We start from the raw sequence: 13045 nt of genomic DNA, 5'->3' as shown, positions 1-13045 counted from the left end.
TGTGCTAGTTTAGCTTTCTCAGTCTAGCGTTTATAAATGCGGTTAACCACAGAGTCTTTGTAGGGTTTTAATACCTACGCGTTTGACCTAAGGCGTGGCACTATGCCTTTATTGCAACGCTTCGTGCTGGTTTACGTATTGGCTAACAAGGTGACGATATTTCGCCTTTAACTCGTTATCGATAAAGCTGGCATCAATCGCGTTCATTGTAAATTGGGCAAGTTCACTCTTACTCATTGGATGTGCGTTGTTGACGGCCAGAAAGTTATCCGTCATGTAGCCACCAAAGTACACAGGATCGTCTGAGTTAATCGTTACGGCGACACCTTTTCGTAGCAAATCCACAATATTGTGATCTTTCATATCGTCGAATACACATAGCTTAAGATTCGATAACGGACACACTGTCAGTGGCATTTGGCTTTCGATTAAGGATTCAACTAATGCTTCATCATCAACACAGCGAACACCGTGATCCACGCGGCTCACGTAAAGCATTTCAATTGCATCGCTAATATTTTGTGCGGGGCCTTCTTCACCTGCGTGAGCAACGGTAAGTAAGCCTTCTTCTACTGCTTGTTTAAATACGCGCTTGAATTTAGCTGGCGGATGACCTTGTTCTGAAGAATCTAGTCCAACACCAATGATCTTATCACGGTGTTTCAGAATAGCCTGTAGGGTCTCTATGGCGCTCTCTTCTGAAAGGTGACGGAGAAAACACGCAATAATTTGCGAGGTAATGCCAAGTTTTTCGTGACCATCTTTTAGCGCGCGAGCGATTCCATTGATAACAGTGTCAAAGTCTATGCCGCGTTCTGTGTGTGTTTGAGGGTCAAAAAAGATTTCGGTATGAACAACGTTGTCTTCTTTACAGTGCAGTAAGTATTCCCAAGTGAGATCGTAAAAATCTTGCTCCGTACGCAGAACTCCCGCTCCTTGGTAATAGAGGTCGAGAAATGATTGTAAGTCTGTGAACTGATATGCGCTGCGTAGTTCACTCGGAGAAGAGTAAGGGATCTCGATGCCGTTTCGTTTTGCTAATTTGAATAAGAGTTCCGGCTCAAGTGAACCTTCGATATGTAAGTGCAGCTCTACTTTTGGAAGACCTTGAATAAATGCGTTCATATTCCACCTTATGTGTATTGTGGATGCAGTTACTCTAAGAATAGGTATAGATAGAAATAAATCGAACGCTATCACAAAGAGTAAGACCCACGATGATCTCAACTCTTCGTAATTAGCACTTTGCGGGAACTGGTAGAGACCCCCAAACCATATCATTGGGGTTATACGAAGCAAACGAGAGGGATTATACGCAAAAATATCGCTTTGGCTATACGCAAATAACCTAACTGTCATTAGTCACGGGTTTTCCTGTGAGCGAAACGACTATTTGCAAGTCACTTGAGTATAGAGGAGCCAGTTGTTTTTGCGTGTGTGAGAGGCACGTGTAATTAGAAGAGTAGTCTAAAAGAGTGGAGATTCGTTTGAGCAAAGGTAGGTGGCGGTACCTTGCACAACGATAAAGGCAGAGAAAGCACTAGAGAGCATTTATAGATCGAATAACTTATCAAATTCTCTTTGTTCCATAATGTCTTCTATGCGGCGTCGAGTTTTCTGCTTTACCGCCGCCGCGTTTTGTTCAGACTCTTTTTTGTCTTTTTCTGACTGCTTCTTACTTTTTCTAGCCATTGGATACCTTCCAAATTAGTTGCATTATCCATTAATGCATGAAAACTGAATCAGTTAACAGTAAAACTTCCTAACTTTGAACCTGAATCACAGAGAATAGTTCCAGATTGCGTTTTCTCACAATATTCAAAATCGATCATGAAGCTATGAGAAAGAAGTTTCGGTAATACGTGCCTTCGTAAAATATCACCATTTAATTGATGTATTTTAGCGTTCCAAGAGGTTTGAGGTTGTTCTAAATTAAATTCAATTTCTAACATTTATTCTCCTGTTTTTTAGTGATTTTCTCTTTGTTAAGTAATTGATACCAATGCCTTTGACGGCCAGTTCTTTTTGAGGACATGATTTTTCCTATAAATAATAAATTAAGCAGTACTATTCAGTTTATTTTAGATAGCACAAAGCAATGCCTAAAATTAGGCTGAGTGATTGATGAAAGAATATTTTTGAAGGAGAGAGGTTTGGTGCAGCATGGGCATGCTACACCAAGAAAAGCAGTCTTATAGAGGAGTTACTTCAGTCGCTTGAGGACCTTTTTTACCTTGCTCTACATTGAAGCTTACTTTCTGACCTTCAGTCAGTGTTTTGAAACCGTCAGAAACGATAGCGTTAAAGTGTACGAATACATCTTGGCCGCCGTTGTCTTGAGATAGAAAACCGAAGCCTTTAGTTTCGTTAAACCATTTTACTGAACCAGTTACTTTAGACATAAAAATACCTTTGAATTAAACATTAAAATTATGGTTTGTTTTGTGGATCTTTTCTAAGCTATTGAATGTTCAATCAAGAGGAAGTTGTACGCAGGTGTCTGAATTGGGGATTCAAGATTTTACTGAGAGGAAACTTAAACTAAATGTTGCATTAACAGCTCTCTTCTAAGAGCCAAGGCACACTATACACCTTGTTTAGAAAATAGCTACATTTATTTTAGATAAATTAAATGTGCTCATTATTAACTCGATAAACTGTATTGTTCGAAAAAGTTGAATAAGTAGAACGAATAGTATGGCTCATAATTTTAGCTCATCAACCTAAAATAGAACCTTATCGATAGCCATAGATTGAACATGCGATTTGCAAGCGGTCACAAAGATAAACTAGGAGAACTAGTATGAGTACATTCAGAGACATTCGTCAGCTTATTCCTGCGCAACCTACTGCTGATGGTGATGGAGTGAAAATTCGCCGAGTAGCGGGTTTCAATCATGCTAGCTTTTCTCCATTTTTGATGATGGATGAACTCAAATCAGAAGACCGCGCTGACTATATCGGCGGTTTCCCTCCGCATCCGCACCGTGGTATTGAGACGCTTACTTATATGTTGAAAGGTCATTTCCAGCATCGTGATCATATGGATAATGTTGGCGAGCTTCGTTCCGGTGGAGCACAGTGGATGGCGGCAGGAAGAGGCGTCATCCATAGCGAAATGCCTATTATGAAGGAAGGCGAACTGCATGGTTTCCAAATTTGGATTAACCAGCCTGCGAAAAATAAGATGCAGCCAGCTCAATATCATGACTTTCAACCTGAAACGATCACTGAGTTTGATACTCCGAATACGGGGGTTGTACGTTTGATTGCGGGTCATATGACTATAAACAACGAACGAATTCAGGGGCCGCTAACAGAGACAGGTGTTGCCGCCACGGTAGCCGATTGGAGAGCGATGGGTGGTCAAGCTTTGAATTTGAACACGGAGCAAGACAACAACATGATGCTCTATGTCTATAAAGGTCGTATTCAATTAAAAGGTCGTGAGATCAATCAAGGCGAAATGGCCATTTTATCGAAAGGTGAATGGGTTGAATTGCAGGCCGAAAAAGAGAGTGGTGCACTGATCTTTATTGGTGAGCCAATTAATGAACCCGTGGTGCATTATGGCCCTTTTGTCATGAATAGCATGGAAGAGATAGAACAAGCCATCCAAGACTACAACTCTGGGTTGTTTGAAACTTACTAGTTTTGACAGCCTACTCGCTTTTTCAGTTAGCGAGCAAATTAAAACAGTTTTGAGCCTGAATATTGGGCTCGACCAGAAGCAAATACGATAATCCACTGCCATCGAATTTGCGTTAGCCACGTTTAATCCACGTGGCTTTTTTCTACTTCTGACTCCATCGTATGATGGCTTCCTTTCCTGCTTCAATTCCTAACTCATAAGCATGACGCAGTGGTGCTGGCGATCGACTCAGCCGTTTCAACTTGAATGTTTCAGGAGGACACACTTGAATGATTTTGATACCAGGTGGTGGGTTGTTGATCAGCGCTAAGGTCTGATTGTAGCGAACTTCACGTGTCAACATCGGTTCAATTAATCCGGGCGTTTCTTTCAACATCCTCCTAGTTAGGGCGCTGAATCTTCCTCTTGGCTTTTGATAGCTTGCGGGCTGGCTGCGTAAAATCATAATCTTTTTGGCTCCTCGCTTTATTGCTTCTGCAACAGGAAGTGCGTCTGAGACGCCACCATCAACGTATCTAATTCCGTTCAGTGATACGCCATTTCGGTAAAGTACAGGCAGTGCGCTGCTGGCTTTCATTGTTTCTGCCAAGTCGTCGACATCAGGAAGGTGGTACTCCGCTTGCCCATTGTCTTGACGCGTCACGCCTAAAAAGAAAGGTCGTGAATCAGCTTTGAGCGCAGATTTATCGATGCCAAGTTCTTCGAGGGTGACATTCCACATCCAGTCTAAGTTCATCATATCACCACCACGTAGAAGTTGAGATGGAGAGATAAATTCTTTTCTTAAGCTGTAATCGAGGTAGATTTTTAAGTTACGTCCGGGCATTTTAGCTAAGTAGGCAGCCAAGTTGCTAGCACCCGCAGACACTCCCCAAAAGCTATCAAATGGAGAGAACTCGCTAGCAAGAAAATGATCGAGTATGCCGCATGAAAATACGCCTCGCATGGCTCCACCTTCGACAATCAATGCTCGAGAGCCTACTTTTTCCATCACTTCGCTCCACTCTTTATCAATCGGATAATAGCATGCAGCTTAACGCATAATGGTCTTATACCCAAGTGGGCCAAAGGTCTAGGTTGCGTTCCTTTGAATAAAAAGGGCATCAATGGATGCCCTTGTCACTTTTAGCCTATGGAATTGCGGGTAATTGAGTCGCTAATTTAGTGAAGGAGACCGAGCCAATTAGCCCCCTTACATAGAGCCATACCTGTAGTCCCATACTGATCGTTGTTGGAATAGTTTGATGATCACTTGTTAAATAGGCATACAAACACTATCCAGAGCGTTGTAAGCAAAAGTAATGGGGTGAATACTTTCTGGATAGAAGCGCCATCAGTTAAATTGTAAATTTTGATGGATTCATTATAGAACGCTCGTTTGAATTCTTTGAAGCTAATGTCGCTCTTCGCATGCGACTGTTCATAGTGCTGGTGCGCAGCGTCCGATAGCTGGTATTCCAAGTCTTGGAGCTCGTACTCCTTGTTAAAAAACGCATCCCAAGCCGAAAGGCGGGCTATCGTTTTAGGAGATGGATCCCCATTTAGTTTCTCTAGACGCTTAGCATAAGCTGCTTGATATTTATCCACGGTATATTCCTGTCTGAATAGACGTTGAGTTAGAACATATGTAAAAAGAAAAATAAGTAATAAAAGGTTTTTTACGTTCTATACCTGTGATAAATGCTAAAAAGTTCAATGCTCTAGCACTCCGATGTCGCAAATGATATTGATGGAATTGCTCTGCGACAAATAAAATAATTACTCTAGATAACAACGAATTTTTGTTGTTTTTTAAAAAAACTGATCATGAGATTGAGTGGGGAGTTTTACCGAGAAGAATTTCGCTACTGTAACTCTCTATATTTACTCAAAAAGAGAAAATCTTAGAAGCTTTCTTTGATTGATGTGAGATATTTTAGGTCGAAAAGCATTAATTTTGGCTATGATTATAGTTCGTCTTTTTGTTGTTGAACTCTACTTCGAGGGAGAGAGAACCCATATTTCGAGCATAGGATAGCTCGCTTTTTCGTTACGTCGTTCTTGGAGTTTGAGTCAGTGACGACGCTATGAGTCTAGCATCTTGAACTCGATTGGGCGTATTAATTAATTATAAAAGTAAAGCAGTGCTGAGCTAGGATAAACTTCAACGTAAAGGTGACGGTATGAATATACAATCAGCCATTATTGAATATGCGATAGCGATTATAGGCTTACTTTTGACGGGCGTTACCCTCTGAGCATGACTGCCCAGAGGATAGAAAGTGCATTAGCCGATCGCTAACGATTGATGTTGTATCGAGCCATTGCAGCTTCTTCTGACGATACAACCGTTTTACCAATTGGTGCGAGTGAAATAACCGCTAGCTTGAGGTGTTGGAGCGCAAACGGAATGCCGATTATGGTGACAAAGCATGCTGCGGCAGAAAGTACGTGACCGATAGCTAACCAAAGGCCTGCAAATACAAACCAAAGGACGTTACCAATAACGCCGAGCGGACTCGTGCCAATGTCCATTTCATTGGTCAATTCATCGCGTGAGATGGCCTCTTTACCGAATGGGAAGAAGGAAAAATTACCCATAACGATACACGCACGCCCCCAAGGTATTCCGATGATGCTAATAAAGGCCAAAATACCAAAAAACCACCATAGCAACCCCATAAATACGCCACCAAATACAAACCAAATGATGTTACCAAGTGTTCTCATTCTATTTCCTTTATTCTTGAATGTGATGATTCAGATACCTGAGAGCAGCGTAAAACAAATCTAAACCGTCTGTTTTGTCGATGTGTGCTTCCGTGCCCTCATTGACCTGATTGATAGAATAATCGCCGCAGTCTTAACAGAGAATGAATGCCTTCCCTAAGGCAAGTCTTTTTAGTATAGAGCGTAATACTCAATCAAGCATATAGCCAAGAATCGCATTATCTAGAGACAACTTTCTCGAGATATTGACAAATTTGCTCTGCCAATCGATGGCTGGCAATGTTGCGTGTTACTACTTCATCAGCAATATTTCCAGACTCAACGACGCCAAACCAGTCGAGCAACATCGAATGGAAACCTTTACTCGTCAGCATTGGCGTCCAGTCTTTCAAATTGATTTTTTGCTCTTGGTTAGCTTGCCATAGTTTGCCTTCAACGAAGGAGTCGAACTCCACTGCTTTGTTTGCATAACAAGCTTGAACGCGCTCTGTAGTGATACCGAAGTGGCGATTCATCGAGGCGTGGAGCAAAGTATCTCCATGTTGCCACTGAATATCTAAACGCGCCAACTGATCACCTTCAAGTTGATGAGTTACATAAGCATCTTTTAGATCGGCTTTGGCTGTGACGTTAACGCTGTCTAATGGGTGAATAAAATCATCAAATATAAAGGTACGAACATCCCCCGGTAGTTGGTGACGGTTCTTTTCCCAGCGTAGCGACTTTAAGTCATATATGTTGCCTTGCTGCACTTGTGGCATATGTTGGTTGTAAAGTGGAATGTGACGACGGTTAAAGCCCACATAGAGTGGCTGTCTCTCTTTTTCGGCAATGTCGTACAGCTTTTCCACGTCATCAGCACTATTCGCTAATGGTTTGTCGACAAAGGTTGGAATTCCATGCTGCAGAAAAAATGCCGCTATTTGAGGGTGTACGCTTGTTGCCGCATGAATCATGACGGCATCGACGCCAAAGTGTAGAAGTTGCTGGTAGTCTTGGCAGATCTCTGAGATTCGATACTGCTTAGCCAGGCTCTCAAGTGTGTTTGGGTTGCGGGTACAAAATACAAGTTCGATATTTGGAAGCTGAGTGATAACAGGAAGGTATGCTTTCTGAGCGATATCCCCTAGACCAATAATACCAATTTTCATCCTAGTCCTTTCTCGATGTATGGATCGCGGACTGTCAGTATAACGCTTGGCGCGGCGATGAGTTTAAATACCTTGTTAGAAAAAGCCTGGTTCACACTTTGAGCCAGGCTTTATTGAATGATTTAGGAAACGGCTCGGCAGGCTTTGAATATATCTAACTTGCTATCGTAGGCTTGAGTTTGTACATCCATAATGCCTAATAAAGAGTGGAACACGTTATCATGTGAGTATTGGCCTGCATTCTGTGCTTGTTTATACAAACAGTCGGTATTGATCTGCTTCGCTTGTTTAAAGCCCGAAGACAGCCACATAATCAAAGGAACGCGTTTTTGGAAATCTGGTGCAAGGCCATAAGGCATACCATGTAAGAACAATCCGTTTTCGCCTAGTGACTCACCGTGATCCGATATGTAAATTAGCGCGGTATTATACTCAGACTCTAACGCTTTAAGTTTTTTGATGGTTTCTGCCAATACAAGATCGGTGTAGCGTATTGTATTGTCATATGTGTTCACTATTTGTTCGATGCTACAGTTTTCGATATCTGCACGTGGACAGTCTGGTTTAAAGAAGGCGTTGTCTCTTGGGTAACGCTGAAAGTAGGTCGGACCGTGGCTTCCTATAAGGTGCATGGCGACCACTCGGTTACCGTGCATATCCGCGACTTCCTGATCAAAATGATCTAATAGCGCCATGTCGTAACAAGTTTGGCCATTACACATAGGGCTTACTTGCTTTCGATCCACTTCGATTTTCTTGATCTTGTGGGCTACTTCTTTATCCCCACCGTCATTTTCTTTCCAAATGAGGTCAACCCCGGCGCGCTGCATTATATCGAGAGCATTGTCCTGGTTATCCGCTTTGGCGCGTTCAAACTCGTTTCGCGTGAGCTGTGAAAACATACAAGGCACAGATACAGCAGTCGCGGTGCCACAAGACGCGACGTCTTGAAATGAGATAACATCCAGTTTACTAGTATAAAGGTTTGTCTCTCGTGTATAGCCATTGAGTTGGTAGTTCTGAGTTCGAGCGGTTTCTCCTACGACAAAAACCAGTAGTGTTGGTTTGCTCTGTGCTTGCTGTACGGCGCTATTTGACTGCTTTGCATCTGTGCCGATTTCTCGATATGGCTCTGGCGTGGTGAAATATTTTTCCTTCACATACCCGGTCGCGCTATAAACGAACTGGGTGGGTATGATGATTTTTTTCAGGTGGCTATTGTTGCGCCCTACAGATGCGTAGTCTTGATAGTACACGCTGGCAATGACGGCGATGACAGCTAGCGACGACAGCATCGATACTAATTTGGTAACAGAGAAGTACAGTAATTGGTGGCGTTGAGATTGCAGCTTGACCTTAAAGACAATTATCGCTGGGATAACTCCCATAATCAGCGTCCAAATTTCAGAGTGAGCACTCAGGTAAGAACTCGCCTCGCTCGAATCGGTTTCAACAATATTGGCAATCATTCCAGAATCGAAAAGTGTGCCATAGTTATAGCTTGCGTAGCTCACCATACTTGAAACAATGATTAAAATTATAAAGAACGGCTTGCCGATCCAAGGCCAACTAAATAAATTAAAAAGGAAATTGAGCGCGGCAAGAAAGAAAATTGGTATTGTGATAATGAATCCAATCTTGACATTATCTAAGTGTGTAAAGATGCCGATTAGTTCTTTATAAATAGGGATATTTACGACGAGAGCGAAATACAGCGCCAACAAGAAAGTAAAGGTAACGTAAGAGATACCTCTCTGTTGTAAATCATGTGTCTTCATAATGAGTGTCTTGAATAAAAATTAGAGCAAGAACGAAGCCCAAATAAAAAGGGCAAGAGTTAACGCAACAAATACTGCTGCTGAGCCAATATCTTTGGCTCTACCACTGAGCTCGTGCCAGTCATCGCTAACACGGTCGACAACCGCTTCTACGGCGGAATTAATGAGTTCGACGATCAATACCAAGAACAGGCTACTGATCATCAGCACTCTTTCGTATGTGGTGACAGGAAGGAAAAAAGCACAGACGGAAAGCACCAAGGCGAGAATCAATTCTTGTCTAAAAGCGGCTTCGTGTGTCCATGCGGCTTTCAATCCTTGAAATGAATAGCCGGTCGCATCCATGACACGGCGTATACCTGTTTTACCTGGCTTCAAAATATGACCTTACTATTTAAGCATTGGGATGGAACACATATCCCAGAGAGGTAACGAGATTAATCGTTACAGCGTGAAACATTTGTGAATAGAATCCATCGCGCGATAATTTAAGAAAAGTGCTTATTTAATCAAGATCGTAGACGGTATAGCCTTTGTGCTGGAGGCATTTACGCAATACGAGAGATTGAGTTTTGGTTGAATCATTTGTTCCACTCAAAGCACCAGCTCCAGCTCCTACAGCACCGCCGGCAGCAGCACCGACAGCCGCTCCACCTAATCCGTCTTCTAGCGCACCAGCAGCTGCGCCGATCAATGCGCCTGTAACTGCCCCATTAGTGGCTTCAGATTTCGCTGCCTCTGATTTGTCGACATTTTCTGCATAGCCTTGGCAGTAAAGAAAGTCTTGTTCATATGTACTAGGGTCAACATTGGTCATGTCGACGACAGGTTTTTGGTTGTAGGCGCAAGCTGTAAGCGTAGAAGTAAGCGCCATAATCAGGATAAAAGATTTATACATGAGTACTATCCATTTAGTGTGTGAATCTTATGGATTAAATGTACACTGTTTTATTGTTGGGCTCTGTCGCTTGAGTGTATTGAAGTGTCGTCTTCTGTAAATGGGGTAGGAAGGTTAAGTTAACTGTCTGATTTTTTGAGGCTAAGTGTGAAGCAAGCTCCTCCAAGTGGGCTATGGCAAATCGAAACTTCTCCACGTTGAAGCTCCATTATCTGTCTGACAATCGCCAAACCGAGCCCAAACCCGCTCGTCTTTTTGTTGCGAGATTCATCCGCGCTGTAAAATGGTTCGAATAGATGAGGCCAATGCTTTTCTTCAATACCTATGCCATCATCATGAACATTGATGAAGCAGCGGTGCTGATCGTGTTTTATCTCTACTAAAATCTGCTTATCCGCGTACCGCATTGCATTGCGCAGCAAGTTATCTAAGGCTCGCTTTAACAATTTTGGGTCAGCAAACGCGAGAACGTTTTCTGAGTTTACTTCTTGAAGCGAAATACCGAGCGTAGTCTCTTTTTGCCATCTCTGTCGTAATTCTTTGACTAAGTTGAATAGGACGACTTCTTCTTGAGTTTGTAATGCTGTGTCAGGACGCTCCATCTTTGCGTAGTAAAGCAATTCTTCAACCATTTCTTCCATCTCGTCAATGTCTTCGACGATACTGTAAACATACTTTTTCTGTTGTTCAGTTAAGGTTGAATCCGATAACAAATCTGCTTGCCATTGTAAGCGGAAGATTGGGGTACGCAATTCATGTGCAACGGCGTTAGTTAGCATTTTATTGCTAGTGATCAAGCGAGATACTTTATCGGCCATCGTGTTAAAGCTTTTGTTTAACGTCCCAACAGACTTAGCGCTTGAGGTACTAGCTCGAGCCTTGAAGTTACCTGAGGCAAACTCAACGGTCACTCTCTCTAGCTCTCGAATCCGACGGCTTAAGAACCAGATCAACAATATGCAATACAGAGCAAATCCAGCTAAAAAGAACAACCAAACGATATTGTCATCAAAGTTGGCAGCTTTAACCACAGGGCTATTCGGATTATCGCTCATTTTAAAGATAGGCGTGCTCGCATCTAGGCGGAACCAGATATCCCTTTCTTCATCGTAAGCGACGTTAACGGAGGTATCACTTTCAAACGCCTTTTTGATGTCTGTTGGAAGCTCTTCAAGCGTATGAGGCACCAACAAACGATGGCTTGATGTGGCAAATTGTTCCAACTGTTGTTGAGTATATTCTAATCCGTGTTCTTTATAGATAGGGTAGATCAGATCGTGAAAAGCTTGACCCTCATGCTCTTGTAACAGGTAGTCATAATCTGTGTTGATCTCATAAACTAAGAACTCGTATCCCCACAAGCTAGCCATAAACAGAATGATAAGGCCAACAAAGCTTTCCAGATAAATCCGTCTCATTATTCATTCCATGCATCAGGCATAAATAGGTAGCCTTTGCCGCGAACGGTAATGATTTTTTGTGGTGAGCAAGAAGCATCGCCTAGCTTCTTTCTCAGTGTCACTATGCGATTATCAATGGTGCGGTCTGTTCCATCGTATTCAATACCACGCAGTGTTTTGGTCAGCCACTCGCGTGATAGTGTTTTTTCAGCATGCGTTGCAAGAACCCACAACAAATCGAACTCGCCGTCTGTCAGCGCAATTTCTTCTTGGTTCATTACGCACGATTTACGTAATCGGTTTAAACACAGAACACCAATTTGTAGGCCGTTTTCGGACTCGGTAGGCGCCGCCTCTTTTCTTCTTAACAGCATGCGAATACGAGCTAGCAATACGCGAGGTTTGATGGGTTTAGTAACAAAGTCATCTGCGCCTATTTCTAATGCGGCGACATGATCGAAGTCATCATCACTTGCTGTTAGCATCAACACTTTGCCTTTGTAGCATTCTCGGATTTGACGACATACACTCAGACCATCTTGCCCGGGTAGCATCAAATCTAACAGCACCACGTCTGGTTGTGTGTCAATAATCGCATTGGGTGCGTCCGTCCCATTGTCGATACATTTGACCTGAAAACCTTGTTCAACAAAATACTCACCCAACATAGTTTGTAATTTGGGATCGTCTTCCACAATGATTAGAGATGGTTTGATTTGTTGTGCGTTCATTTAAGTGATGTATACAATATTTAATATCAATGGAACTTAAACAAATTTACGAATTATTTCAAATAAAGCTTTCTCAGAATAAGGTTATCGGATGAGTTAATTGGATAAAATTGCCAATTAATGATTTAAATCTAATCACCAATCACATTTCGAGAGATGTAAAAAGGCGCAACGTTTGCGCCTAGGTATGGAATCTTAAAGCGAAATTACCGCTTATTCGGTGGTACATACGACGCTGTTGTCGCTGCCAAATGCATTTGGAACGTAAGCATCAGCTTGTGGGTCATTTTCCCACTTCGCGTCATCGAGCAAGTAACGGAACTGAACATTCCGCGCTTTAGGTAAGCGGGTTTTAAATTTAAACTGACGACTTTTCTTCACTAATTTCATCGGTTCTGGCTGCCAGTTGTTGAAGTCTCCAGCAATTTGGACAGAGTCCCACTGATCTTTATCTAGCTCGAACGTGACTTCGACTTCATCTTTTGTCTTAAAGAATCTTTTTTTAAGCATTGATCTTTCCTTGTTCGTACAAAAACTGTTCTAACTATTACTCGTGTTTCATAATGATTTCAAGTTTTATCGAATTGTTGCTGGTATCTGATGAGGGGAGTATCCGAACGGTGAATAGCTCGTTGTGCTGGTTTCGTGTACTGAGGGAGCGTTAGAGAGAAAATTCACTAGCCTAAAATAGTCAAAGAATAGAGTTTGTTAGCGAGCCGAGAGTCC

General features: G+C 42.3%; 15 protein-coding genes and 1 riboswitch. Of the genes, 1 reads left to right on the top strand and 14 read right to left on the bottom strand.

Translation table 11 applies throughout. The features are described from left to right. Positions 1-108 precede the first annotated feature (108 nt). The 4 genes from R7H07_RS02625 to R7H07_RS02610 all read right to left on the bottom strand — a co-directional run bounded on the left by R7H07_RS02625 (position 109) and on the right by R7H07_RS02610 (position 2402). Positions 109-1125 (bottom strand): adenosine deaminase, encoded by a 1017-nt coding sequence (locus R7H07_RS02625; RefSeq protein WP_005373696.1) that lies wholly within the window; start codon positions 1123-1125, stop codon positions 109-111. A gap of 89 nt (positions 1126-1214) precedes the next feature. Further along, positions 1215-1314: riboswitch (purine riboswitch) on the bottom strand. A 237-nt stretch (positions 1315-1551) separates the two neighbouring features. Next, entirely contained in the window at positions 1552-1692 is a 141-nt protein-coding gene (locus R7H07_RS02620; protein WP_017633782.1) for a PA3496 family putative envelope integrity protein, read from the bottom strand. A 50-nt stretch (positions 1693-1742) separates the two neighbouring features. Further along, the gene (locus R7H07_RS02615) at positions 1743-1952 is read right to left on the bottom strand and encodes a hypothetical protein (protein WP_005373692.1); all 210 of its coding nucleotides are present in this window, start codon (positions 1950-1952) and stop codon (positions 1743-1745) included. Positions 1953-2192: 240 nt separating this feature from the next. Next, positions 2193-2402, bottom strand: coding sequence for a cold-shock protein (locus tag R7H07_RS02610; RefSeq protein WP_005373691.1), 210 nt, complete (start codon positions 2400-2402; stop codon positions 2193-2195). Positions 2403-2803: 401 nt separating this feature from the next. Between R7H07_RS02610 and R7H07_RS02605 the strand changes: the two genes are divergently transcribed. Continuing rightward, on the top strand, positions 2804-3652 hold the full coding sequence (locus R7H07_RS02605) for a pirin family protein (RefSeq protein WP_206958741.1): 849 nt from the start codon (positions 2804-2806) through the stop codon (positions 3650-3652). Positions 3653-3794: 142 nt separating this feature from the next. On the opposite strand, the gene R7H07_RS02600 is transcribed toward R7H07_RS02605, so the two are convergent. The 10 genes from R7H07_RS02600 to R7H07_RS02555 form a co-directional block, all read right to left on the bottom strand. Continuing rightward, a complete protein-coding gene (locus R7H07_RS02600) occupies positions 3795-4643 on the bottom strand; it encodes a patatin family protein (protein ID WP_167416161.1) in 849 nt (282 codons plus the stop codon). Between the two features lie 257 nt (positions 4644-4900). Continuing rightward, positions 4901-5239, bottom strand: coding sequence for a hypothetical protein (locus R7H07_RS02595; RefSeq protein WP_017635147.1), 339 nt, complete (start codon positions 5237-5239; stop codon positions 4901-4903). A 690-nt stretch (positions 5240-5929) separates the two neighbouring features. Beyond that, positions 5930-6361: a YccF domain-containing protein gene (locus tag R7H07_RS02590; RefSeq protein WP_005373685.1), complete on the bottom strand. Its 432-nt coding sequence runs from the start codon at positions 6359-6361 to the stop codon at positions 5930-5932. Positions 6362-6579: 218 nt separating this feature from the next. Then, a complete protein-coding gene (locus tag R7H07_RS02585) occupies positions 6580-7512 on the bottom strand; it encodes a Gfo/Idh/MocA family protein (RefSeq protein ID WP_054729308.1) in 933 nt (310 codons plus the stop codon). Positions 7513-7634: 122 nt separating this feature from the next. Then, positions 7635-9290 carry a phosphoethanolamine transferase gene (locus R7H07_RS02580; RefSeq protein ID WP_206958742.1) on the bottom strand — a complete coding sequence of 552 codons (1656 nt, stop codon included), beginning with the start codon at positions 9288-9290 and terminating at the stop codon, positions 7635-7637. 21 nt (positions 9291-9311) lie between these two features. Next, on the bottom strand, positions 9312-9668 hold the full coding sequence (locus R7H07_RS02575; RefSeq protein ID WP_017635149.1) for a diacylglycerol kinase: 357 nt from the start codon (positions 9666-9668) through the stop codon (positions 9312-9314). Between the two features lie 127 nt (positions 9669-9795). Then, a complete protein-coding gene (locus R7H07_RS02570; protein ID WP_005385575.1) occupies positions 9796-10188 on the bottom strand; it encodes a hypothetical protein in 393 nt (130 codons plus the stop codon). A 119-nt stretch (positions 10189-10307) separates the two neighbouring features. Next, complete coding sequence (locus R7H07_RS02565; protein WP_017819858.1) at positions 10308-11606, bottom strand: ATP-binding protein; 1299 nt, start codon at positions 11604-11606, stop codon at positions 10308-10310. Next, positions 11606-12319 carry a response regulator gene (locus tag R7H07_RS02560; RefSeq protein ID WP_005373673.1) on the bottom strand — a complete coding sequence of 238 codons (714 nt, stop codon included), beginning with the start codon at positions 12317-12319 and terminating at the stop codon, positions 11606-11608. The genes R7H07_RS02565 and R7H07_RS02560 overlap by 1 nt, the downstream gene beginning before the upstream one ends. A gap of 213 nt (positions 12320-12532) precedes the next feature. Then, on the bottom strand, positions 12533-12829 hold the full coding sequence (locus R7H07_RS02555) for an isoamylase early set domain-containing protein (RefSeq protein ID WP_053349287.1): 297 nt from the start codon (positions 12827-12829) through the stop codon (positions 12533-12535). Positions 12830-13045 lie beyond the last annotated feature (216 nt).

This window comes from Vibrio sp. Vb1127, from assembly GCF_033338735.1.
Lineage (GTDB): Bacteria > Pseudomonadota > Gammaproteobacteria > Enterobacterales > Vibrionaceae > Vibrio > Vibrio alginolyticus.
The sequence above is the reverse complement of the archived record's forward strand: the minus strand, read 5'-3'. Positions and strand labels throughout refer to the sequence as shown.

Coding starts and splice junctions, on each gene's coding strand:
- R7H07_RS02625 (WP_005373696.1), bottom strand. CDS start 1,125: ATGAACGCATTTATTCAAGGTCTTCCAAAAGTAGAGCTGCACTTACAT.
- R7H07_RS02620 (WP_017633782.1), bottom strand. CDS start 1,692: ATGGCTAGAAAAAGTAAGAAGCAGTCAGAAAAAGACAAAAAAGAGTCT.
- R7H07_RS02615 (WP_005373692.1), bottom strand. CDS start 1,952: ATGTTAGAAATTGAATTTAATTTAGAACAACCTCAAACCTCTTGGAAC.
- R7H07_RS02610 (WP_005373691.1), bottom strand. CDS start 2,402: ATGTCTAAAGTAACTGGTTCAGTAAAATGGTTTAACGAAACTAAAGGC.
- R7H07_RS02605 (WP_206958741.1), top strand. CDS start 2,804: ATGAGTACATTCAGAGACATTCGTCAGCTTATTCCTGCGCAACCTACT.
- R7H07_RS02600 (WP_167416161.1), bottom strand. CDS start 4,643: ATGGAAAAAGTAGGCTCTCGAGCATTGATTGTCGAAGGTGGAGCCATG.
- R7H07_RS02590 (WP_005373685.1), bottom strand. CDS start 6,361: ATGAGAACACTTGGTAACATCATTTGGTTTGTATTTGGTGGCGTATTT.
- R7H07_RS02585 (WP_054729308.1), bottom strand. CDS start 7,512: ATGAAAATTGGTATTATTGGTCTAGGGGATATCGCTCAGAAAGCATAC.
- R7H07_RS02580 (WP_206958742.1), bottom strand. CDS start 9,290: ATGAAGACACATGATTTACAACAGAGAGGTATCTCTTACGTTACCTTT.
- R7H07_RS02570 (WP_005385575.1), bottom strand. CDS start 10,188: ATGTATAAATCTTTTATCCTGATTATGGCGCTTACTTCTACGCTTACA.
- R7H07_RS02565 (WP_017819858.1), bottom strand. CDS start 11,606: ATGAGACGGATTTATCTGGAAAGCTTTGTTGGCCTTATCATTCTGTTT.
- R7H07_RS02560 (WP_005373673.1), bottom strand. CDS start 12,319: ATGAACGCACAACAAATCAAACCATCTCTAATCATTGTGGAAGACGAT.
- R7H07_RS02555 (WP_053349287.1), bottom strand. CDS start 12,829: ATGCTTAAAAAAAGATTCTTTAAGACAAAAGATGAAGTCGAAGTCACG.